Annotated in this window: 23 protein-coding genes and 1 pseudogene; 18 read left to right on the top strand and 6 right to left on the bottom strand. The window is 43.3% G+C overall.

Translation table 11 applies throughout. The features are described 5' to 3' along the window. Positions 1-290: 290 nt before the first annotated feature. Entirely contained in the window at positions 291-1,556 is a 1,266-nt protein-coding gene (locus ACR9FF_RS16140; protein WP_435162976.1) for an IS110 family transposase, read from the bottom strand. Positions 1,557-1,687: 131 nt separating this feature from the next. Here ACR9FF_RS16140 and ACR9FF_RS16145 point away from each other — a divergent pair, with 131 nt between their 5' ends. From ACR9FF_RS16145 to ACR9FF_RS16175, 7 genes are all read left to right on the top strand, one after another. Further along, positions 1,688-2,083 carry a DUF4259 domain-containing protein gene (locus ACR9FF_RS16145; protein WP_435162978.1) on the top strand — a complete coding sequence of 132 codons (396 nt, stop codon included), beginning with the start codon at positions 1,688-1,690 and terminating at the stop codon, positions 2,081-2,083. An 825-nt stretch (positions 2,084-2,908) separates the two neighbouring features. After that, entirely contained in the window at positions 2,909-3,505 is a 597-nt protein-coding gene (locus tag ACR9FF_RS16150) for a hypothetical protein (RefSeq protein ID WP_435162980.1), read from the top strand. Positions 3,506-3,595: 90 nt separating this feature from the next. Beyond that, positions 3,596-3,970 carry a hypothetical protein gene (locus ACR9FF_RS16155; RefSeq protein WP_435162982.1) on the top strand — a complete coding sequence of 125 codons (375 nt, stop codon included), beginning with the start codon at positions 3,596-3,598 and terminating at the stop codon, positions 3,968-3,970. Positions 3,971-4,065: 95 nt separating this feature from the next. Beyond that, positions 4,066-5,352 (top strand): IS110 family transposase, encoded by a 1,287-nt coding sequence (locus tag ACR9FF_RS16160; protein ID WP_435162984.1) that lies wholly within the window; start codon positions 4,066-4,068, stop codon positions 5,350-5,352. 584 nt (positions 5,353-5,936) lie between these two features. After that, entirely contained in the window at positions 5,937-6,449 is a 513-nt protein-coding gene (locus ACR9FF_RS16165; RefSeq protein ID WP_435162986.1) for a sigma-70 family RNA polymerase sigma factor, read from the top strand. Further along, the gene (locus ACR9FF_RS16170; protein WP_435162988.1) at positions 6,442-7,551 is read left to right on the top strand and encodes an anti sigma factor C-terminal domain-containing protein; all 1,110 of its coding nucleotides are present in this window, start codon (positions 6,442-6,444) and stop codon (positions 7,549-7,551) included. The genes ACR9FF_RS16165 and ACR9FF_RS16170 overlap by 8 nt, the downstream gene beginning before the upstream one ends. 162 nt (positions 7,552-7,713) lie before the next feature. Then, entirely contained in the window at positions 7,714-8,736 is a 1,023-nt protein-coding gene (locus ACR9FF_RS16175) for a hypothetical protein (RefSeq protein ID WP_435162990.1), read from the top strand. 430 nt (positions 8,737-9,166) lie between these two features. On the opposite strand, the pseudogene ACR9FF_RS16180 reads toward ACR9FF_RS16175, so the two are convergent. Then, positions 9,167-9,379: pseudogene (locus tag ACR9FF_RS16180) on the bottom strand (IS110 family transposase); the annotation flags it as partial. Continuing rightward, positions 9,330-10,115 carry an IS110 family transposase gene (locus ACR9FF_RS16185; RefSeq protein WP_435162992.1) on the bottom strand — a complete coding sequence of 262 codons (786 nt, stop codon included), beginning with the start codon at positions 10,113-10,115 and terminating at the stop codon, positions 9,330-9,332. The pseudogene ACR9FF_RS16180 and the gene ACR9FF_RS16185, both read right to left, overlap by 50 nt. A 342-nt stretch (positions 10,116-10,457) precedes the next feature. Between ACR9FF_RS16185 and ACR9FF_RS16190 the strand changes: the two genes are divergently transcribed. Together ACR9FF_RS16190 and ACR9FF_RS16195 are read left to right on the top strand one after the other, a co-directional pair. Next, the gene (locus tag ACR9FF_RS16190; RefSeq protein WP_435162994.1) at positions 10,458-10,955 is read left to right on the top strand and encodes a 2,4'-dihydroxyacetophenone dioxygenase family protein; all 498 of its coding nucleotides are present in this window, start codon (positions 10,458-10,460) and stop codon (positions 10,953-10,955) included. Positions 10,956-11,182: 227 nt separating this feature from the next. After that, positions 11,183-11,542, top strand: a complete 360-nt coding sequence (locus ACR9FF_RS16195) for a hypothetical protein (protein WP_435162995.1) — start codon at positions 11,183-11,185, stop codon at positions 11,540-11,542. A 433-nt stretch (positions 11,543-11,975) separates the two neighbouring features. On the opposite strand, the gene sda is transcribed toward ACR9FF_RS16195, so the two are convergent. Both sda and ACR9FF_RS16205 read right to left on the bottom strand, forming a co-directional pair. Beyond that, complete coding sequence (gene sda / locus ACR9FF_RS16200; protein ID WP_435162997.1) at positions 11,976-12,164, bottom strand: sporulation histidine kinase inhibitor Sda; 189 nt, start codon at positions 12,162-12,164, stop codon at positions 11,976-11,978. 447 nt (positions 12,165-12,611) lie between these two features. After that, positions 12,612-13,499 (bottom strand): multicopper oxidase family protein, encoded by an 888-nt coding sequence (locus ACR9FF_RS16205; RefSeq protein WP_435162999.1) that lies wholly within the window; start codon positions 13,497-13,499, stop codon positions 12,612-12,614. Positions 13,500-13,862: 363 nt separating this feature from the next. On the opposite strand from ACR9FF_RS16205, the gene ACR9FF_RS16210 reads away from it, so the two are divergent. The 3 genes from ACR9FF_RS16210 (at position 13,863) to ACR9FF_RS16220 (ending at position 17,370) form a co-directional block, all read left to right on the top strand. Next, positions 13,863-14,894 carry an NlpC/P60 family protein gene (locus ACR9FF_RS16210; RefSeq protein ID WP_435163001.1) on the top strand — a complete coding sequence of 344 codons (1,032 nt, stop codon included), beginning with the start codon at positions 13,863-13,865 and terminating at the stop codon, positions 14,892-14,894. Between the two features lie 167 nt (positions 14,895-15,061). Beyond that, positions 15,062-15,490 carry a TIR domain-containing protein gene (locus ACR9FF_RS16215; RefSeq protein ID WP_435163003.1) on the top strand — a complete coding sequence of 143 codons (429 nt, stop codon included), beginning with the start codon at positions 15,062-15,064 and terminating at the stop codon, positions 15,488-15,490. Positions 15,491-15,660: 170 nt separating this feature from the next. Then, positions 15,661-17,370 carry a chloride channel protein gene (locus ACR9FF_RS16220; RefSeq protein WP_435163005.1) on the top strand — a complete coding sequence of 570 codons (1,710 nt, stop codon included), beginning with the start codon at positions 15,661-15,663 and terminating at the stop codon, positions 17,368-17,370. Between the two features lie 89 nt (positions 17,371-17,459). Here the strand turns inward: ACR9FF_RS16220 and ACR9FF_RS16225 are convergent, their stop codons facing one another. After that, positions 17,460-18,050 (bottom strand): DUF421 domain-containing protein, encoded by a 591-nt coding sequence (locus ACR9FF_RS16225; protein WP_435163007.1) that lies wholly within the window; start codon positions 18,048-18,050, stop codon positions 17,460-17,462. 431 nt (positions 18,051-18,481) lie between these two features. Here ACR9FF_RS16225 and ehuB point away from each other — a divergent pair, with 431 nt between their 5' ends. From ehuB to ectB, 6 genes are read left to right on the top strand one after another with little or no spacing between them, the layout of a single operon-like run. After that, positions 18,482-19,384, top strand: coding sequence for an ectoine/hydroxyectoine ABC transporter substrate-binding protein EhuB (gene ehuB, locus ACR9FF_RS16230; protein WP_435163009.1), 903 nt, complete (start codon positions 18,482-18,484; stop codon positions 19,382-19,384). Between the two features lies 1 nt (position 19,385). After that, complete coding sequence (gene ehuC / locus ACR9FF_RS16235) at positions 19,386-20,036, top strand: ectoine/hydroxyectoine ABC transporter permease subunit EhuC (protein ID WP_435163011.1); 651 nt, start codon at positions 19,386-19,388, stop codon at positions 20,034-20,036. A 7-nt stretch (positions 20,037-20,043) separates the two neighbouring features. Further along, complete coding sequence (ehuD, locus tag ACR9FF_RS16240) at positions 20,044-20,706, top strand: ectoine/hydroxyectoine ABC transporter permease subunit EhuD (RefSeq protein WP_435163013.1); 663 nt, start codon at positions 20,044-20,046, stop codon at positions 20,704-20,706. 20 nt (positions 20,707-20,726) lie between these two features. Then, entirely contained in the window at positions 20,727-21,551 is an 825-nt protein-coding gene (gene ehuA / locus ACR9FF_RS16245; protein ID WP_435163015.1) for an ectoine/hydroxyectoine ABC transporter ATP-binding protein EhuA, read from the top strand. A 39-nt stretch (positions 21,552-21,590) separates the two neighbouring features. Beyond that, entirely contained in the window at positions 21,591-22,091 is a 501-nt protein-coding gene (ectA, locus tag ACR9FF_RS16250; protein WP_435163017.1) for a diaminobutyrate acetyltransferase, read from the top strand. Between the two features lie 32 nt (positions 22,092-22,123). Then, entirely contained in the window at positions 22,124-23,437 is a 1,314-nt protein-coding gene (gene ectB / locus ACR9FF_RS16255; protein WP_435163019.1) for a diaminobutyrate--2-oxoglutarate transaminase, read from the top strand. Positions 23,438-23,459: the final 22 nt, after the last annotated feature.

The following is a 23,459-nucleotide window of genomic DNA, read 5'->3' on the forward strand; positions in this document are numbered from 1 at the left end:
GTTTGGGGAGCCGGTGGTTGTGAGATGGGGAACTGGGCATGCGGAAATAAAGGTGAATGAGAATCACCCATATTGTTCCATGATACGCACGTCTCCACTTCGCCCTAGAGATTCTCACTCCCATGTCTCAACGGGTCATAGCCCTTTCATTCCTTCGTCACATCTTAACTAGGAGGTGGAGGTCGGTCTTTCTAACGGAACGGGTCTGAGCCCTTTTGTTTAACGTATCCCGATACTCCGTGCTTCTTGTCATCCTGCGAATACTTGAGCTGGTGAGGATCGTTAAGTTTTTACGCTGCTTGTGGGAATACCTTAGTCGGTTCATAAATAATGTTGCTTTTAGTCAATCCGATAAGCATTCGTGCTACTTTACCGATTAATTTCATAATGGATTTCATCTTCTTGATCTTCTTTTCCTCAACATTGTAACGATGTAGCGCGCGAATTTCCGGATTTGTCATGACCATACTCATTGTCATGAGATAAAGAAAATGACGTAAGCGTGGACGACCTCGTTTACTTAGTACCATCTTTCCTCGCCATTTGCCTGAGCTAGCCTCAGCAAGATTTAACCCAGCATGACGTAGTAAGGCATTACTATGCGCATAACCACTTAGATCGCCAGCTTCGCCGAGTATACCAGCTAGATTTGTTACATAAATACCTCGTATTTCAAGGAGTTTTTGTGCATAGGGAATGCGTTCAAGTATGGTCCGAACCTCATGCTCAATTTGTTCTAGTTGACGCTGAGCTAGGTCATATTCTTCAATTAATTGCTCAAGATGGAGCTTGTAAGCATGAAGTGCTTGAGTGGTGCCCACACTGGTTTTTGCGAGAGAGATGAGCAGCTCAGCACGTTTGACACCAGCATGACGCTTTAGATACTGCTTCCAACCAGTAAGAACTTGTTCCGTGCTTAACTGACTAATTTCTGTCGGTAAAGGAAATAGCCTTAGTGTTGCGATTGCACTTGTGCAAGTAAGGATTTTAAAGACCTGGCGAAGTTCAGGAAATACAATATCTACCCAGCGATGAATCTGATTAACCGCAGCGTTGAGGCGTTTAGTAACCGTCTCTCGATTTGCCATTAGAATTCGCAGTTCCTCGTAGTCTTCGTTATGGAAACGAACAGGTGAGTAATACCCGTTTTTGACCATGTCTGCAATGACTAGTGCATCCTTATGATCACTCTTAGACGGTGTGTTATCCCGATTTTCCTTGTTCTTTTTGACGAGATGAGGATTCACTAGGACGGGTTCAATGTCTTGATCGAGGAGCCAGCGCGCAAGACTAAACCAGTAGTGACCAGTGGGCTCCATGCCAACAATGACGCTGCTAAGTTTGTAGGATTTGAGTAGATCTTGGATCCAGCGTTTAAAAAGATCGAATCCTTCACGATGGTTACCGAATTCTAGAGGCATTCCTAAAGCAATTCCTCGAAAGCTAACGGCGCGAGCTACATGGGCTTCCTGGGCGATATCTACGCCAATGACTAAGTGATGAACGGTAATGTTTTCAATGAGTTGATTTTGCTTGTCTTGTGCCTTAAACTTCATAGTAGAGCGACCTCCTGATGGGCTTTTTGAGGCTTTTGACCTCGTGCGTAACCCCATCGTACAGAGGCGCTCGTTTTTGTTCAAACTCCAAATTATTCGTTTTACAGGAATTCTAACGGGGGGATAACTTAATGAGCCTAGCGAATATTTCCAATTACCAAATTGCTGATAAATTTTACTGGAGTGTGTCATATATGGGAGCGTGGGGAACTGGTATATTTGAGAATGATGATGTACTGGATTGGAAGGAAGAACTCCTTGAATCTGAAGGACTTGATTTTATCAAAGAAACCTTAGAATCAATAATTGAAGAAGATGATTATATAGAAGTAGATATAGCTTCAAGTGCAATAGGAGCAATTGAAGTTCTTGCTGCAATACAAGGTAAACCAGGTGAGGAATTAAAGAATGATTCGATTTATGTTGAGGGACTTAATGAATGGATTGAGCTGCACAAAGGCCATGGAAAGAGTTTGTTACCTATAGCAAAGAAAGCTATCAAAAAGATAAAAAAGACTCTGAGCTAAAAGAACTTTGGGAAGAGTCGGAAAATTATAAGGACTGGTTGAAAATTATTAAAGATTTAAAAAAGCGTCCATAAGTTATGAATTAAGAAAAGTGAAATCAAATTACAAGCACAAAGAGAGTTCAGACCGTTCTTCAACTATCGGGGAACGATATTTCAACCAAGACAGGGAGCAGACCGCCGCGGCGCTGCTCCCTGTTTCATTGAAGTAACGGGAGGATACTTTAATAACATCACGAATAATTGTTAGAATTGCGAGTTTTAATTGAGGTGAAAATATTGCCCGAATTCCATCATTCGAGAATTAAAGGTATAACTACGAGCGGACTCAGTTATATGGATGATCAAGATAGAGAGGTCTTTATCGACTTTTCTGAATGTATAAATAACTTGGTCAATTATGCAAATGAATCAGATTCGTTTGAAGGAAATCATCGAAGTGTCGAATCGACTAATTGTGTAGGTTTTCGAGATGCATTTGCTGATCCAATGTACATTGAATTTTGTACGGTCCCAAGGACTAGGTTCGTATATCCTTATAAAAAGAACTTTATAGAGAAATTAAGAAAATTGAGTAGTGGTAAAGCATACGTACTCTTTAAAGAAACAAACGATTTAATAAAGAAATATGGCTGGAGTACCTTTGATATGGGATAAATATATTCCATTTAGTAATAAGTTAACGGGAAGCGTTAGTTGGGTAAACAACTTGGAAGAAGCTGCTGGCGCTGGTCGGCAGCTTCATTACGTTAACGGGTAAAGTAGTTGATAAATCGAATCCAAGAATTGTAAGATAATTATGATGGAAATAAAGGAGGGAGTTAAAATGAATAATTTTACAATAAAGTCCTTTGCTCCGTACTCACTAAACTACTTAATCTATATACAAAATGCGTTTATTTCTAACAAGGATGGAGCGCTTAAATTTCCATCACTTGAAACTGCTCATTGGGGGTTTCTTGAAGAAAAGCTTTTTGTTGAATCTTATAAAAATGTTTGGGCTGAGATGGTAAGGCGTATTTCGCTGAATCCTTTAACAGATAACAATGGGATTTTACTAACAGAACAAACTTTATTCCGAAAATTATTTAAAACAGATAATCAAGGTGAAAAAGGATTTGAGGAGAGTCGAAAATCGTTCTACGCTTGGTTCTCAAGTCTTACCGGTCAATTAACAATTGAAAGAGCATCGGATCATATTTTGTATTACGAGATTAATATCTATAGTAAAGTTTCAAGTACGATTTTTCACCACGATAAAACTAACCAGGAATTACTTATAAGCTTAATTTACGATGAATGCTTATTTGGTGTCAGTAAAGGTGATTCATGGCACTCCATCATCTCACTTAAAGACATATTCTTAGAAAAAAAAGCCTTAGTCTCAATTATTACAGAACGGTGGAATAAAGGAGAAGTTTAGTATTGAGATATTGTTGAACTAACAGGAGACGATAGTTCAGAACAATAGTAGGGCAGGCGGAGGTACAGAGTTTGTATTGGGGGTGACGAAATGACAACAATCGCGATATTCGGAAGTCGACACTATCCAAAATTGAACTTAGTTGTGGAATATGTAAAGAGCTTACCCGATGATACGATTGTTATTAGTCGAGGCACGAGAGGTGTCGATCATGTAGCTCATGTCACCGCACATTTTCGTGGGCTTCTTTGTAGGCAATTTCCTGCTAAATGTAACGAAATCGGAAATAGTGCAATTTATCTTTCAAATGTGCAGGTAGTGTCTGAAGCTGAAATGCTTATTGCATTTTGGGATGGTGAAAGTACAGGTACTTTGCAGACAATCGAAGTTGCATATCAGCATGAAAAACCAGTGACCATATACGGACCAGACGGAGAAATTCTCGAAAATCCTCTATTAACCTAAACATTCCTGTTAAGCCTAAGAAATGGGCTTTGTAAAAAAAGGAGCGCCTCGGTATGATGGGTTTGTCCACAACACATCAAGGAGGCGCTCTTACTATGAAGTTTAAGCAATCCGATGCACAAAATCAACGTATTGAACGAATTACCACATCACATCTTGTTGTTGGGATCGACATGGCAAAAGAAACTCATGTTGCCCAGGCTACAAACTTCCGCGGAATTGTAGTTTCTAAACGGCATCTCTCATTCCCTAATAGTGCTGAAGGGTTTACTAAATTGAGCAGCTGGATGGCGGAACTACAACAAAAACATGGGCTAAAAGAGCTGATCATTGGTATGGAACCGACCGGTCATTACTGGTTCAACCTGGCTAATTGGCTATCAGACAAAGGGGTACACGTGGTCATGGTTAACCCTGCTACGACGAAGAGAAACAAAGAAAACCGAGACAATAGCCCATCTAAAAATGACCCCAAGGATGCATTGGTCATTGCAGATTCAGTCAGTCGTGGTTTTTACTATGAGTACACGCGTCAATCGCTTATGTTTCAAAGATTACGAACCATGATGAGTGATCGAGAGTTCTGGGTATCGAATAGTATACGACTACAAAATCGGATCGTACGTTGGCTGGACATCCGTTTTCCTGAGTATCCATCTGTATTTAAAAACTGGGCTTGCAAGCGATCGTTGGCAACGCTAAAAACATTCCCATGTCCACAGGATTTACAGACATATACTGTGGCAGATGTCGTTCAAGCATGGCGGGTTCATATGCAGCGCGCTGGAGGAACTACGGGCATTGAGAAGGCTGCACAGCTCATTGCCCAGGCGAAGAACAGCGTTGGGGAACGTACTGCTAAAGATGAAGCAAAGGCGGATTTAAAACGACTTATTGAGGAATATGAGCGAGTTACGATCATGCTTGAAGAAATTGAAGCAGATATAGAAACTCTGCTTGCTGAGATTCCAATGGCACAGCAACTTCGTTCTATAAGAGGACTTGGAAAGATATTTACTGCTGCAATATTAGCTGGTACAGGAGATCTGAGACAATATTCACATGGACGTCAGGTACTGCGAAAGGCGGGGCTCAACTTAGCAGAAAGCACATCAGGAAAACGAAAAGGGCGAATTGTTCTTTCAAAACGAGGTGACTCTGCATTACGGAAATATCTCTACCTTGCAACGGTTCAGCTCGTTTGGAATAATCCCGTTTTCCGTTACCTGCATGAGCGTAATGTGCAAGAAAAGAAGATGAAAAAGCAGCAATCCATCTTTAAATTAATCGGGAAGTTAGCACGTATTTTAGTTGGCATTGTTCAGCGAGGAGAACAGTTTACACCTGAGAAAACAATCCTAGTCTGGGGAGAAGCAGCCTAAGTTAGTTTTATAAGTAGTCACGTATATTGACTCGTTCGCGGGATTTCACAAAGAAAGCACGGAGGACCGAGTTCGTTTCCCATAAGGGCTCAGACCCATCCGCTAAACGCTATCGGTCTCCACACCTTGGACAGGTATAACGAAGGAATGTAAGGGCAGTGACCCGTTGAGATCTGGGAGGGTGAACCTCCGAGGGAGAAGTGGAGTATGCGTGCAGTAGAAAGTCATTGGGGAATATTTCCTACTTGTTCCTCTATTTCAACATGCCCGACTGACAGCCCCAACCGTTTCTGTACCTTGGCGTACCTAAGATAAACTCGATTCAAGGTGTAGAAATCCTGCGAATGAGTGAGTATATGTGAGATAAACCCTTAAAAACGAGGGACGGGAAACGATAGCTTAATTACAGATAGTTAATTACAGGCAGCCGAAATTATCGGGCTGCTTTTTCCATGTTAGTCGTACCAAAGCCATTACTCGGGTTTAACTTCGAATTTAGATCTTGGATGTTTATTTTTATTGACTGTAACATTTTTCTTCTTTAGATCGTGGTAAGAGTGTATGCACCAAGGATGAGCGGGGTGATGGCAGTTGTGAGCGTCAAATTAGAAGACGTTTACCGAATGCATATGAACGATATCTACCGGTATTTATACAGATTAACCGGGGATGCTGGGGTTGCGGAAGATTTGACGCAAGACACGTTCATTCGTGCATTTCGATTTTTAGATATGAAAAAGAGCGGTTTGGTGCGACCTTGGTTATTCAAAGTTGCTTATAACGCATTTATTGATTGGTACCGTAAACGAAAACGAGAAGGATTAACTTCGCTTAGTGATGAGCATTTAGATATTTCAGTAGCAACGCAAGAGCCTGAAAATCATCTGCTAGATAAGGAATTCTGGGAAACATTTGAACAGGTTATTTCTACTTTTCCTTGGAAACAAAAGAATGCATTGCTTATGTTTTACGTCCATCAATTGAGTTATGAGGAAATAGCAGAAGTGTTGGATATTTCACTTTCGGATGTGAAAAGCGCTATCTATCGAGGAAGGCAAAAATTACGCGTAAACTGGAGGAGTGAAGAGCATGAATAATGAACATGATGATGAATGGGACCGTAATCTTATCAATAGGTTGAAAGAGACCGATAAACTTAATCAAGGTTCTCCTGCCCTTTTGCCAGAAGATGTACAAACACGTATCTTAAAAAGAGGAAAACGTAAGAACCGATTATTTGTTGTTCTTGTTTCTTTATCAACATTGTTTTTAGTGGTGCTTCTACTAATTGGTTACATGTATTCTAACTCACTCTTTGTGACACGGTGGTTTCAACCTAATACTCAGGCAGCGCTTCGTATAACTTCAGATGTTATTCAATTCACTAAGCCAGGAATTACGGCATCGAGCTTTTCAGGGAAAAATAGTTTCTTTTCGTGGACTTATACATTCGAACTGAATGAACTTGTAGGGCGTGAAGAGCAAAGAGTAGGCACATTCCAGGATAATTTCATTTTTTCAAGACTTACAGGAAAAATCAATTGGAAGGATGGTCAACATCGTACGTCGTTCAATTTTCATTATCCGGGGGGCACATATCCTGAAGGTTTAGAACTAGATTCGAATGGATGGAAAATACTTCAGAAAGTGCCTGAAGGAACAGTCGCTCAACTTGCAATTTCGCTAGCTCGGCCTATGACCCATGATGATTTCTATAACTTAATTAAGAAATATGATGTGACAACGGTATGGTTAGCAATTGATACCGGTATTGAAAAAGAATTAGCAACACGTAATCCTGTCTTAGGAAATGGTCTTGTTTTTGGATATGCACCGGATGCCTTGAACTATGGAGAAAATGGCAGCGGAAGTTTCACGATCGAGGTTAATGGAGAAGGAGAGCGCAGAGCGCAAACCTTTATGAGCGAGTTACAATACTTAATAGAACACCCTAAGTGGACTAATACTTTACTCTCCAGCATTCAAGTTGAACCTCAAGTGCGAGAAGTGACGCTGGAACAGAGGTATTCCTATCTACAGAAGAATGGGATTAAGATATATGGAGCTGTACTGACTGGTCCAACAAAGGAGTTACTTAAGTTACAAGAAGAAAAAGAAATGAATTCGCCATTTGTCGGGACTATTGACTGGTGGAATTGGGATCAACAAAATGCAAGCGGAATAGAATACAGTTATTAGTGTTCTTAACATTAAGGGACGAGGAACGATAGTTCAAATTAACACGACAGCAGCCGGCACGTCATCGGTTGCTTTTTTTTTGTTGCAGTAAAGAGGCAGTTTAGTTCAATGGAGAATGATAATGGATGTTATAATAAATACAATTAAAAGGGGGAATCTGCTTTGAGTGTCAACTGGAACGCACAGGTTCGAATCAATGATCCATTGGAACTCGAACTGGAGAAGATTGAGAAAGAATTGAATCTACGAAAACATGTAATAATACAGTTTTCTCATCCCTCTTTCTACGGATCAATACTTCCCGAAATAGACAGATTGTGTGCCCGTTGGGATGAAAACTTGGGAGTCCGTTTTTTTGGGCATTATTCTTTATCATTTGATTGCAATACTGTTTTGCAGATTCCAAACGTTAAAACTTTGTATGTTGATTGTCTAATTCACGCACACAATACCGATGCCTTAACTCGCCTTGAGAATTTGCATTATCTGAATTTGAACATATTCGAATTGGAAGATGCAGATATCTTGAGAGCTGAAACGTTCCAAAAACTTTGCATGCTTACGATTTTCTCTGAGAAAAAGACCGTGAATTTGGAGCATCTAAAAGGCTATACCCGTTTGCATACTTTGATTGCAGGCGGTAAGGTCAATCACCTGGACGCTATTGGACATTTAGACAGACTAGAATTTCTCTCCTTAAATTCAATCAGTAAAACTCCTGTGCATTTTATTAACAAGCTTGAGAAGTTGAAAACCCTTAAGTTTATTCTAGGGGGAAGAGAAAGCGTTGAAGAGATTGAGGAAAATGAAATCGAGAATCTTGAGATCGTAAGGGTAAGAGGATTTAGTAACTTTCAAAACATAACAAAATTTCGAAAGCTTCGGAAACTCCTCATTGAAGATCAAATCCAACTTAATCAGATCAACTTTAATAAGCCGCTAAAGGAGTTAGAGGAAATCTCGTTATTAAATTGCAAAGGTTTAACTTCTGTAACTGGTCTGGCGCAACTGCCCTCTTTACATCTGTTACGTATCTATAAAACCTCGATTGATTTTGAATCCTTTATTGGTCAGAAACTACCAGACACTTTATCAACTTTATTCTTTGCAACGTCGAAAAGTAAATTGGATCATGAAATTCAAAAGTCGTTGATTGAGATGGGGCTTCAAAAGGATTCGGAATGAGAGTAGTTTTTGTTATACAAGACAGAAAATAATGGTTCATTGAACTCCCTCGGTACGATTTAGTTTTCTCACGAATGCTCGCTTATTCGCAGGATTTCACCCTTGCCAGAATTGCAGAAAGATAGTAAGAGAACCCTTTTGGTAGACTAGGACTTTATGAATGCGTAAGGAAATAGAGGGGGAGGTCGAAACCCCATATCCTTCCATATACTGCACGCATTCTCCACACCGCCCCTGGAGGTTTTCACTCCCATGTCTCAACGGGTCTTTGCCCTCTCATTCCTTCGTTACGCCTGTCCAAGGGGTGGAGGCCGGTCTTGCTAACGGTACGGGTCAGTGCCCTTTGGTTCAATGTATCCGGTACTCCGTGCTTTCTTTTGAAATCCCGCGAATAAGCCAAAATTCGTACAACGAAACGGTTAGATAATGATTAAGCAGCTAGCTGAGTGGGCATTGTTTTGTGGGGATTGTAATCTTCCCGGCTTCGGGCCATACCAACGAGAACTCGAGCTAATTTACCGCATAGTTTCATAAGAGATCTCATTTTTTTCATCTTTTTCACCTGTACATTGTGCGCATGTATAGCCTTGAATTCAGGGTTGTTTGCAACTAAACTCATGGTCATCATGAAGATGAAACGTCGTTAGCTGAATGGAGATTAAATGATTTGGGAATGCCGTCTCTTTAAAAGGGTTACGCTTTGCTGCAGCCATTAGAATTTGAGCACGTTCCAGACACCATAAAGTGGATCGACCGCGTCCAGTAAGGCTTTGGATTGCTGCTGTAACTTCGCTCTCAGTCCTTTCTAGCACATCTTTGGATGTAAAGTACTTGGCCAGCAGTTTAAGTGAAACCTTAGAATACAGGTCACCAAACACGCCGCGATTTTCGGGAAAAACCTGATCGAGTATAGCCTGGAATTGCAGTTTCACTTGGACATACATACCAGTTAAAGAATCGTATTGGCGCGTGAGATAGCGCAAATTCATGAGATGCTGGCCACGCTTTTTAATGGGCTCAAACTCTTCTTTATAAAATAGCATTCCGAGCTGAAAGGCATCCGCAGCATCCGTCTTTACCCGTCTAAGATTGGTTTTTTTGGCTTCAAATGAGATTAACGGATTAATGACAATGGTTATATACTGGTGCTCATCCAGAAACTGAACCACAGGGCTATGATAATGACCTGTAGCCTCCATAACAACGGAGGGACATATTCCAGCAGCAGACTCTACATCTCTAATATAGTCAAGAAAGGATGCTAATCCCTCAAGATTATGCTGGAACTTAAAGACCTTACCGTAAGGTAATCCACGTTTTAAAAAGGCTTGTGCATGACTCTCTCCCTTAGAAATATCCACACCAATGACAGGATTCATTTCATCACTCCCAAAGTAAATTCGCCGGCAGCCCCTAACCTTCTTGTTGTCCACACTATCGCATGTGATACGGGATCAATGTCCCAACCAGCCTAAACATGGTTTAACAAGTAGGGGGGACGAACAGAATAGCTTACGGGATCCGAGTCCCACGGGCAGTTACGCTCGATCCCCGGCTACTGCAATCTTACGACCCTACAAAAAAGAGGTCGACCAGAAAGATCTGGTGACCTCATAATACGAATGGGCAGTTTAACGTGATTGAAGGTATTGGGAATAAAGGTGAAATAAGGGTGGTTATTGAATAATATGAACTAACCAAATTGAATGAAGGTGCTACTAATGAATCCCCTAATTGAAGAATCAGTAATAAAACTCGCAGAGAGATTTCAGTTGCCAGAGCGTATTGTGAACATTGAGGATTTACCTTGGGTCCCGTTCACTGAGAATCACTCTTGCTACTTCAAACCATTACGTTTTGATCTAAATACCGGAACATGGATTTACTTATTTAAAATTAAGTGTAATCAGGTTTTGGGAAGACATAGACACACTGGTGGATCGGTAATTGGCTATAATATTCAGGGGAAGTGGAGATATGAAGGGCGAGAATGGGTTGCTGGACCTGGAACCTTTATCTTCGAGCCGCCTGGTGACATTCATACCCTTGTAACAGAAAATGAAGAAGTAGTAACTCTGTTTATATTAGGAGGAGCTCTTCAGTACTTTGATGAGAATGATCAAATTGTTGGTCAAGACGATATTTATACCATTCTTAATAAGTATAGAGTTTATTGCGAATTGAAGGGGATTGAAGCCAGAGAAGACCTGATTTATTAAGGACCTGCAGATAATCCGTTCAACTATCGAGGAACTATACCTCAACAACAGGACAGCAGCCGGCATATAAAGCTTGGCTGCTTTTTTGCTGAACTAAAGGGAGGTTAGTTCCAATAGTATAGTGGAATTAATTAGGAAATAAATACCTTAATCGTATAGATTTCTTTTTATTAAATATGGTATAATATACCTATTTAAAATAAGAAAGTAGGTAGATTGCACCCTATATGAAACTGTACACAAAGGCTGAACCATCTGATATGTTTAGCGGCTATGGATCGACTGATATTCATGAATATCAAATTTCAATTGAAATTTTCGCATGGGAATATTATGACGATGAGTGTGATATAGATCATCCTAACTGGAAGCAGTTCAATGAAGAGTGGGAAATAGTTGCTGAGGTGTTTGGCGGCATTCGAGGAGTAATTGGTGAGGTATGGATTGAGTACGATGATCAGGAAGTCAAAGAGAATCTCTTGATCCAAGCTGCAATATCAAAAGCGACTAAATTCATTCAAGAGAATTTGGATCATTATATAAAACTAGAGAGTCTATCTTCTCCCCAAGTCCAAGAAGAAGCCTAAAAAGAAAACCATTTTGGAATCAATATTATCAAGTGGTGTATTTTTTCATATTTGTTTTGAACTACCGGGAAACGATAGTTCAAGACGGCACGACAGCAGCTTATCACATGATGAGCTGCCGTTTCTCAACTAACGGGCAGCTATTCCTATTATGAAGAAATACGAGAATTGAGGAATAAAAAGACTCCTTGATATGATGTATGGGTCCCAGATGCTGGCCAGCGACCGGATCCAAACACAACTCAAGGAGACTACAAGATGAATTCTACTCAAAACGAACGTTTTAATCAAATTAATTCTTCTACCTTAATTGTTGGTGTAAATTACGATTGTCTAAAATATATTTATCAGTCTTGATCAGCCGGCATTTAAAATTACGGCTGCTTTTCTAGAACAATTGGATAATTAACCAAGGTTCAGCAATTTTGAGACTCTACTTCTGTATCGAATCTTGTTTTGGAGTATATAGAGGGGGCTTCAGATTTCTTATTTGTAACTCTTCAAGAATGATGGTGATGAAATCTGGATGAGCATCTATTCGCGAGGCAGATTCGAGCAAATGTAATAGAAAGGAATCATCAACAGAATCAAGTAGACGTATCGTGTATCTACGTTGATGCATTTACTTACGCCTCCTACATGAATTGCTAATTAGTTTTAACCAAATAAATTCATTTTCAAACGGGAAATAAACTTTTTCCTTTCAATGATACCTGAAACAAGTGGCCAATGGCAAACTCAAATAGCTATTGGGCAGAAAGAAGACATTCTTACATGGAAGACTTGCGGATACTCGTATTTAATCTGTAAGAGCGGCTGAGAAGTCATGCTGAATAGGAACAATTCAGTAAATGTCACACTGCCAGGATATGCCGGAGCACTGAGCTCTTCTACGGCACAAGTTGTCCTTTCCTCACGCGAAAGAAATAAGCGACTAGTCGTAGTTAAAACTCAGATGAGGGAAACTCAGACTCATCTTTAACCAGCATTTTCGGTACATGAATTCAATTAAGTTGATGGTGGCCGTAGAATTACCAGCAGACGTAAAAACTATAAATATGCTTTCATTCTAAACATACCTAATGGTTGTTGTCATTCCGCCTAAATTTTCCGTAAAATTATTGGCCATATGATGAGGAATGTGACAGTGAAAGAGCCAGTTTCCCGGATTATGAGCCTTAAATTCAATATCATAAGTTTCACCAGAACCGACCAAGATCGTATTTTTTAAATATCTATTGTGCAAGGTAAGCGAGTTTCCATCCGTGGCAGTAACCACAAATTGCTGTCCATGAAGGTGGATAGGATGGGCATTCATCATCAAATTGCCTAACCGAATGCGGACCGATTCACCATACCGAACCGGCAAAGGACTCGTAAAGGGGAAACATCGACCATTCATAGTGAAAAAATTAAAGTCGTCAGTGAGTGGATCTAAATCATAGACACCTTGCATGACTTCTCCTTTCTTTAATCCTTTTAGTTTAAACTCTTGGAGCATGATAAAGTAGTCCCGTTGAATATACGTACCTTTTGGATCTGTGATAATTAAGGCACCGCCTAACCCCATCATTATCTGTTTAACGGAATGCATATGGGAATGGTACATGTGGGTACCTGGAGGATTAATTATTCTAAAATGATAATCGAAATACGAACCAGGTTGAATGGCTGGAGACGGTTCTGCCTCAGGAACGCCATCCATCACATTAGGTACATCTAGTCCATGCCAATGTACTGAGGTTGCTTCAGTTAGTTTGTTGTATACTCGGATCTGGACATAGTCACCAGGATTTACGACGATTGTGGGACCCGGTGAACTACCGTTATAACCAAAAGCATTAATAAATAATCCGGGCAAAATTTCTTGCTTGACTGGCTCGACATTAAGCTCAAAATATTTAATTCCATTTTTTTTGATAAACGGTAAGTTCGGTATATCAGGAGTAATGACCATATAATTACCTCCATTCTCAATAAAAATATATTCAAATAATCCACGTGTTAAACCGTAACGTAACGATTAAGCATTCATAAATTATTTTTCATTTTTCTCACAGACCTCTTCAAAATCGGAACAAAATTAGCATGAGAAAATTAATAAAATGAAGCTTGTTAATTTTTTTGAAATGACTGTCAAAGCTAGCTCTGGACTGGTCTTAAAGGCTTAATAAAAATGGCATTATGGGCAGCCAAAATAAGCTAAATTTCTTTAATGAAAAAACGGCCCCTTATCCTCTCATATTCCGTTATGGTATTTATTGGGCGTTGCTGTGGGAGTTCACTCCTATTTAAATTGGTGTGGGAGGGATGTTCACACATGAAAAAGCAAATACTTAGCCTTGCTATAATAGGATCAATGCTTGGGACCGCAGGGATTGCAAACGCAAGTACAAGTTGGACGACTTCAAGTGCGGTTAAGAAATACAATAAGTACATAAACGCGGACAGTTATGTGAAGGACGAGCTCTATAATGTCGCTGACTTCCATTCAAAGTACGGCTCTCGAAAAAATACTCTTGCTTACCAAATCGTAGAGCGTGCAATATGGTACATGAAGAACGGCTATATGGTATACGGAAGCGGTTATGACGCTTACGGCAAATATGGCTATGAGGATTGCTCGGGCTTTGTGCGTTTCGTATATGGTGATTTCGGCTTCAATATTACAGGTACGTCCGCGAAGTATAATACCGTCGGCAAGAAAGTTGCAGGTGTAGGAAAGAAAAAAGTCAACGGCAAGTGGAAATTGACAGGTGTAGAAAATTTGAAGCTTGGCGATATCCTCACATGGCAAACCACCGATCATATCATGCATGTTGCGATCTATATGGGAACAAACCGGGAAGGGCAGCCGGTTGTTATTGGAACGCGTTCCGATGGAAACCCTACTGCTCTTGGCACGGTAGACAGCTGGCAATATTGGTGGGGAGAAAACTTCAAAGAAGCAAGGCGCGTCGTTCCATCTGCAGGCTTCACGGGGATGGCTGGAAAGAAGATTAAAGCACCAACCATTCCGAAAAAATATATTCTGCCTCCGCAGAAAAAAGTGCCGGCTTGGACGGGTTCAACCGCAGGAACTTCAACCGAAAACTCTTCCGGATCGGGCAGCTCAACGGCTAACCCATCTACACCTTCTGCGTTAAAGACTACATATGTTATAACTGTAAAAGGTTGGGTCAGCCTCAAATCGTCAGCAAAGTCTAGTTCTTCGACGGTGGGTAGACTTGAGCTGGGCGAGAAGGCAGAATTAATCAAGAAAGCCAACAAATATTGGTATCAAGTGAAAGTAAACGGAAAGACTGCATACATTACAACAAGCAGCACATACACCAAAACAGTTACAAAATAAAAGGTGATGAGTGCTCGGCCACATCTTTACAGTTCGGTTAAAATCGACTATAGTTATTATTTCAATAAAATAAATGAGAACTTTTGGAGGAGCCTGTCACAGCAGGCTCCTTTTGTCGTTTTTGTTTCAAAATATTACCAAATTTTTGGCGGGAGGAAGCTCTAACCATGAATAAATCTTCTCCATCCTACACCCTGTATTTAAGCTGCTCATGGTATTACGACAATACTTATAAGGAATTACTGGCGTTGCTTGATTTGATTAAAGAGTTTCGTTATGAGATACGCACTCTACCTGTTGATATCACAAGGTCTTCTCGAAATAAAGGAAGAAGGAGATACCAGCGCATCAAGAATGTAATGGATAATAGTGATGCTTTACTTGTGCTTGGAGGCGTATATCCGCTATATCAAGATTTGCTGGGCAAAGAGATCATGGCTTGCAAGAACAATCAAAGTAAGCCTTTGATTGTCATTAAACGTGAAGCAGAGCGTCAAATATCACCTGTGGTTAGTCAATATGCGGATCGAATTGTTGAATGGAGAGCGGAGGATATTATTAAGACTATTCGTGAATTAATTCCGGGAAACGCCTAATTAGCAGGAAAAGCTCTTGTCAAGACACTTTGACAAGAGCTTTTTTTATTTACTGAGATGCTCGAGGATATTTGACTATATATACAATTCGTCCTTAATCGAATTTTAATCGCATAAGGATGGAAGACAGCCAAAGTTACACATTGTTTAATGCTAAAGGAGGTTGAACCGTGCTTGCGTCGCTTCATCGTAAAATGTCTGGCTTATTATCTGAACAAGTGATGATGATGATTTATGCTGCGATTATAGGTCTTGGTGGGGGTTATGGGGCAATCGGATTTCGCAAACTTATTGAATTGTTGACGCATTTATTTTATGGCCGGGCCCAGAATGCCCTCCAGTTCTATGAACATGGGGCCAGGACGCTAATTATGCCAGCCGCAGGGGGATTACTTGTTGGACTATTAGTTTATTATTTTGCGAGAGAAGCCAAAGGACATGGAGTCCCAGAAGTCATGTTTGCAGTTGCCGAGAAAAAGGGGATCATCAGGCCGCGCATTGTCATAGCAAAAGCGCTTGCGTCAGCAATGACAATAGGTTCGGGTGGTTCAGCAGGGCGGGAGGGACCCATTGTACAAATTGGATCAGCTGGAGGATCGGTTCTCGGACAGATTCTTTGCCTGAAAGAAAGGAATATGAAAATACTTGTTGCCTGCGGTGCTGCGGCAGGTGTAGCGGGTACATTCAATGCACCTTTAGGCGGCCTTTTATTCGCTTCGGAAATCATACTAGGCAGCTTCTCGCTTACGCAAATGAGTTTTATTGCGATTTCGTCCGTGCTGTCTACAGCAATTGGACGATTATATATGGGGAATGTGCCATCATTTCCTATCCCTCATTATGAAGTCAACACTATATCTACGCTCGGTCTTTTTATTTTGCTCGGTGTGTTTGGCGGTTTTGTATCCCTAATTTATTTGAAAAGCTTGTTATTTTTTGAAGTGCAATGGGAGCGACTTGAAAGGATTCCGGAATGGGTGAAGCCGGCTCTCGGGGGACTTGCGGTTGGCTTAGTGGGTTACATATACCCGCAAGTGCTGGGAGTTGGTTATCCGACAGTGGAAAGTGCCTTAGGCAGCCATCTCGGTCTTGGCATTCTAATCGTCCTAATGCTAGCAAAACTGCTCGCGACGACAACTACGATCGCTTCAGGAGGTTCAGGAGGTGTTTTCGCTCCAGGATTATATATCGGTGCAATGTTGGGTGCTGCCTTCGGGATCGTTTGCCAATTGATCTTTCCTGAATTACATGTAAATGTAGGAGCTTTCGCAGTTGCAGGCATGGCATCCATTTTCGCGGGAACCGCTCATGCGCCTATTACTGCGATGGTTATGCTTTTCGAGATGACCGGAAATTATGAAATCATTTTGCCTTTGATACTCTGTACGGTAGTTTCATCTGTCTTCACCTCCAAAATCAATCGTGAAAGCATCTATACAATGAAACTTATGAAGCGAGGCTTCGATCTAATTAAAAGACGTTCGCCTGATAAGCTAAATGCTATTCGAGTAGCAGAAGCAATCCATCCAGAGCTTATCACATTAAGATTTGATACTTCAATTTCCCAGGCAAAAAGGTTGTTTCAAGATTCTCATGATCATTTGGCTTATGTTCGGAATGAAAACGACGGAATCGTTGGTGCTGTTTCAAGAGATTCTTTGCTGGTTCTGCGGGACTCAAATCTTGATGATAAAACCATTAAGGAGATTTTATACAACTCTCCGCTGGCTATTAGCAGCAATAAATCCATCGGCGAGGCAAGTAGTCTGTTGCGCGAGGCTTTCGTGAATTACTTATTGGTCATCGACAATGAATCCAATCCAATTGGAATAATTGACGCGATGGATATTGTGAAGGCTTGTCAGCATGTGGGAGAATAATCTTGTTTTCTTCGTCGACATCTAAAAAAAATGGGAGGAAAATTCGACATTTTTCCTCCCTGTTTTATAAACTCAGCTTGTCCATTTTCCTACTGTAGCCGAGTTGGAATATCTTCATTATCGGGTTGAAGAATTTCAGAGAATAGATCGTGGCGTACGGAGCTTGACGGGGAAGATACATCAGCGAGCGGGAAATAAGCTTTTAACAACGTTTCTAAATCACCTAGCGTGACGGGCTTTGCATGGGGAAAAAGCTCATAGCCAAGCTCTCCGTTAACTTCGATGGTTGCCGTTTTTACGTCGCGAATCGCAGAGATCCCGAGCATACGTAATCTCTTCTCCAAATCATCCACGGTAATGCGAAGCTTCTTCAGATTTTTTGTTATTAGCTCCCCATTCTCTATAACCGGCACGGCGACCCCCTTCAATAAACGCTCGACTGCATTAGACTTCATGGTGAGCCATTGAACCGCTACGAGAACGGCAATGAATACGGCGGCTGCGGTCATCGTTTCTCGTACTCCTTTACCGCTAACCTCAGAGCCGATAATCGAACCAACCGACAGCAAAACCCCGAACTGGGGCATGGTCATTTCCGAGATGGACTTTCGTCCGGCAAGACGAAGAAGGATGACGCTAACCACTGCAAATAAAAGGGCCAGGCCTATAATATTCAGCATTCGATTCCTCCAGGATAGTTGTTATTTTATTTAAGCGTACAGGTAAGTATCCCCAATTAGACAACGAAGTATCAGGAGATTAAAACGCCTCAAAATTCGTGGCCATTCGACTTATCGACAATGTTCAACTTCAAAGACAAGACGAAAAAATAAATATATAAGTTTGCTTGATGCATTTGCATCTGATAATGCTCATCTTTATTTATAAGTTTTTTTTATATAACATACTCTCCCACGAGTGTAAATCATGGTATCCGTAACCATCGGGGAGGATATGGGAGGAATAAGGAGAACCCCTCCGGTGACCTCCCCTCTGCCAAGATTAGCCAAGAATACACCGAATTATCAGTCTATTCTGGCAATGACCTCTTGGAAAAATAATGGTAGCCTTTTAAGTGTTGCAAAAAACATACGAAAGGTTGTGAGAATGGGTGAAGCAATGGTGGTCGGTAATGATCCTGGTACCAATGCTGTTACTCGCTGCTTGCGGACAACAAAGCGGGGATAACAAGGACGAGGTCTCGTCAGCGGAAGAAACGGCATCTGCGAATGACACGTTGTCGAAGCTGAAGGAAAAGGGCTATGTAACCGTCGGGTTCGCCAATGAAAATCCGTATGCCTACAAAACGGCGGACGGCGAGCTGACAGGCGAAGCTGTGGAAATTGCCCGCACGGTATTAAAGAGATTGGGCATAGAAGAGGTTCGCGGAGAGCTCACTGAATTCTCTTCCCTGATTGCGGGGCTGCAGGCAAAGCGATTTGATCTCATTACGGCGGGTATGTTTATCAATCCTGATCGATGCGAAGCGGTTTTGTTCGCGAATCCGGAGTACAGCATTGGCGAAGGATTGGCAGTAAAATCAGAAAATCCGCTGAAGCTGACGAGTTATAAAGCGATAGCGGATAATTCGAAGGCCAAGGTAGCGGTCATGGCCGGAGCGATAGAAATCGGATACTTGCAAGCATCGGGAGTGACCGATAAGCAGATGGTTATTGTTCCTGACCAGGACGCGGCGATCAGCGCTCTTCAATCGGGAAGAGCGGATGCGATGACGATGACAGGGCCAGCGCTGCAGTCCAGATTAGATTCGGCGAAAGATAGCAAGCTGGAGCGCGTCATGGAATTCGAGCAGCCGGTTGTAGACGGCAAGAGCGTTCGAGGTTACGGGGCAACGGCTTTCCGGATGGAGGATACATCGTTTCAGAAGGCTTTTAATGCGGAGCTGGAAAAAATGAAACAGTCCGGCGAGCTGCTCACGATTTTGCAAAAGTTCGGCTTCACGGAGCAGGAGCTGCCAGGGGACGCGACGGCGGAAGAGCTGTGCGGCGGATAATATGAATCTGCCTTGGTCAGAATGGATGCCGATTCTCGCACGAGGGGCTGGAGTAACCATTCAGGTAGCGGTATTGTCGGCAATCGTTGCCTTAGTAATGTCGCTCTTGGCTGGTCTTGGAGCGGGATCGCGGGTTTCAGTCATACGGGTACTGAGTCAAGTGTATATCCAAGTTTTTCGAGCGGTTTCCTTGCTTGTGCTATTGTTTTGGGTGTATTTTGCGCTTCCCTTTGCCGGCGTGGAACTTAGCAAGCTTGTTTCCGCCGTTCTAGCAATTGGCCTTAACATTGGTGCCTACGGCGCTGAGATTGTTCGAAGCTCCGTTGCCGCGATTCCGAAAGGTCAAATTGAAGCCACGATTGCTTTGAATTTGTCTTACCGGCAGCGACTATGGCGAATCGTTCTTCCTCAGGCGGTCGCCCGCATGCTTCCTCCCATGGGTAACTTAATGATTGAACTCCTGAAATCAACTTCCCTGATTTACTTTATCACGCTGGCTGATCTCACCTACGAGGCTATGGTCCTGCGCAATAACTACTACATATGGACGCCTGCGATTTTTGGTCTCTTGCTGATTATTTATTTCTTATTCTCCTCCTGCATCGCTATGGTGTTCCGTATGCTGGAACGCAAGTTTACGGTCTGGAGGTGATGAACCAATGTGGAAATGGAGCTACGTGGCGGATATTGCTCCCCAGCTGCTGAAGGCTTTTCTTACGACGATAGGAGCGGCCTTATCCGGCTTTGCGCTGGCTGCCATCATTGGCTTGATTATGGCGATTCTAGTACGCTCCGGTTTTGCGCCGGTGCGGTGGGCGACGAGGGGAGTCGTTGAATTCATTAGGAGCACGCCACTTTTGGTGCAATTGTTCTTCTTGTTTTACAGCCTGCCGATGTTGACCTCATGGTCGATGTCCGCGTATGCAACGGGAGTTATCGGCTTAGGTCTTCATTACGGAACGTATTTATCCGAGGTGTACCGATCGGGGATTGAGGCCGTTCCGAAGGGGCAGTGGGAAGCGTCAAAAGCTCTTAACTTGTCCCGGTCGAGAACCTGGATTGGCGTTATATTGCCGCAAGCGATTCCACCCATCATTCCGATGATGGGGAACTATTTGATTGTTATTGTGAAAGAAACACCGACGTTATCGGCCATTACGCTGGTAGAAGTGTTATTAACCGCAAAGAATACGGCTTCGGTCACCTATCGGGTGTTTGAGCCTTACACAATTGCCGGGCTGTTGTTCCTTCTGTCGAGTCTTGTGCTTTCTCTCGGCGTTACGCTGCTGGACCGGCGATTGCGAAGAAGTACGGCGGGTTAAAGGAGGTGATTGGGAGAGCTATGAACAGCCAAATGGTAGCCGACAACAACGGCAAACCGAATGCCGGTGCGCCGCCCAAAGAGCCGCTTGTCCTCTATGAGAATGTGACGAAAAGCTACGGCGAGCTGGAGGTCATTAAAGGAATCGATCTGGCCCTCCAAGCCGGGGAAAAGCTCGCCATGATTGGACCAAGCGGGTCCGGCAAAACAACGCTTGGCCGCATGCTGATGACCTTGGAGAAGCCTACGTCGGGTCGAATCCTCGTAGCCGGCGAATCACTCTGGACGATGCAAACTTCCTCCGGGAAGACGGTTGCGGCCAGTGAGCAGCACCTGAGGCGCATGCGAAATCATATCGGAATGGTTTTTCAGCATTTTAATTTATTTCCGCATTTAAGGGTTATCGACAACGTCATGCTTGCTCCTTGCTCGGTGCTTAAGTTATCCAAGGAGGAAGCGAGAGAGCGAGCGGTTAACATGCTGGAGAAGGTTGGCCTAGCGGGCAAGTTGGATGAATTCCCGTCCCGTTTGTCCGGCGGGCAGAAGCAGCGGGTGGCCATTGCCAGGGCGCTGGTCATGCAACCGAAGGTGATGGTGTTCGACGAAGTGACATCAGCGCTTGATCCTGAGCTTGTTGGGGAAGTGCTGGAGGTCATTAAGGAAATCGCGGAAGAAAGCGATATGGCCATGCTGCTTATTACGCACGAAATGGATTTTGCCCGTGACGTCGCCGACCGGATTATATTCGGCGCAGACGGCCGCATTGTGGAGGAAGGAACGCCGGATAGGATTTTCGGTCAGCCTCGAAGCGAAAGGTTAAAATCGTTTCTGAAACGATTGGAATAAAGCGTTTGATTATAAAAAGTTATTAGAAAGGAGGGTACTATGAACGCATCAACGGAGATGTCCTTGATTTACCGCAAGCCATCGAAGCAGGATGGGGCCGCGATGTGGCGCCTGGTCCGGGATTCGGGCGGATTGGACCTGAATTCGGCCTATGCCTACGTAATGATGGCGGATCTGTTCCCGGATACGTGTGCTGTTGCTTATGCGGGAGAAAAGCTGGCGGGATTCATTATGGGTTACCGCAAGCCATCCGAGCAAGATACGCTGTTCGTCTGGCAGATTGGCGTAGACTTATCGTGCCGAGGCGAGGGCGTTGGAAGAAAACTGCTCGACGAGCTGCTCGCACGGGAGGAGAACGCATCCGTACGTTTCGTCGAAGCAACGGTAGGACCAAACAATATCGCTTCCAAAGCACTATTTCTCGGTCTTGCGGCACGCCGCCAGGCGGGATGCACGATAGACGAGTATTACCCGAAAAGCGTCTTTCCTACAGGAGAGCAGCATGACGCAGAATTATTGTTCCGGATTGACCTTAAATAAGCTTGAAACAAGATCTAAAAGGAGGGGTTCAGATGAAACAAACGGAAAAGCAAGTACCGGTTCTTCATGTTTTCAATCAGTTGGAATCAGAGGTGCGGAGCTATTGCCGCAGCTTCGAAGCGGTCTTCGCCAAGGCTAATAACGCAACGCTGTGGGATAAGGAAGGGAAGGAATACATTGATTTCTTCGCAGGTGCCGGCGCGCTTAACTATGGACATAACAACCCAAGGCTTCGGGCGAAGCTCGTCGAGTACCTAATGAAGGACGGAGTTACGCACAGCCTGGACATGGCAACGGAAGCGAAAGAGACGTTCCTGACCCGATTCCGCAGCCTTATTCTGGAACCGCGAGGTCTGGACTATAAAGTGATGTTTCCGGGTCCAACAGGGACAAATGCCGTGGAAAGCGCCCTGAAAATAGCCCGTAAAGTGACTGGTCGCACGAACGTGATCTGCTTCACAAATGCCTTCCACGGCATGTCGCTTGGTTCGCTTGCGGCGACGGGCAACTCGTTCAAGCGCAAGGGAGCGGGCGTACCGCTGAACGGTACTACATTCCTGCCGTACGACAACTACTTCGGCAGTCTTATTGATACGACAATCATGCTTCGCAAAATGCTGCAGGACCCGGGCAGCGGCATCGACCTGCCCGCGGCAATCATCCTAGAGACGTTACAGGGAGAGGGCGGTTTGAATGAGGCCAGCTCGAAATGGCTTCGCCAGGTGGAAACAATATGCCGCGAGCATGGCATTCTGCTTATTGTGGACGACGTGCAAATGGGCTGCGGCCGAACGGGATCGTTTTTCAGTTTCGAGGAGGCCGGCATTAAGCCGGACATCGTATGTCTCTCCAAGTCGATCGGAGGGTATGGGCTGCCAATGGCCTTGACTCTTATTAAGCCTGAGTACGATGTATGGAATCCTGGGGAGCATAACGGTACTTTCCGCGGCAACAATCTCGGCTTTGTCGCGGCAACCGAAGCACTGGAATATTGGAGGACCACCGAGTTCGCACGGGACATTTCCTCCAAATCCGAAGCCATAGCCAAGTTTCTGCACCGAATGGCAGCGGCTTATCCAAAAGCTATTGCCGAAGTTCGCGGAAAAGGCATGATTCAGGGGCTTGTCTTCGCCGAGCCATCGAAAGCCTCCGCGCTTAGCGCTGCAGCCTTTGAACGAGGAGTTATTCTGGAAACGTCAGGCCCAAAAGACGAGGTAGCAAAGCTGATGCCGCCGCTTACCATAGAGGCCGATGTGCTGGCGAAAGGACTGGATCAAATCGAAGCAGCAATAAAGAGTCTGCTTGGGGCTGAAGACAAGACGGTTCGTATGAAAGCAAGCGTATAACTTAAAATCTAAAACGAAGAGG

The sequence above is a fragment of the Paenibacillus glycanilyticus genome (assembly GCF_051200795.1).
GTDB classification, from domain to species: Bacteria; Bacillota; Bacilli; order Paenibacillales; family Paenibacillaceae; genus Pristimantibacillus; species Pristimantibacillus glycanilyticus.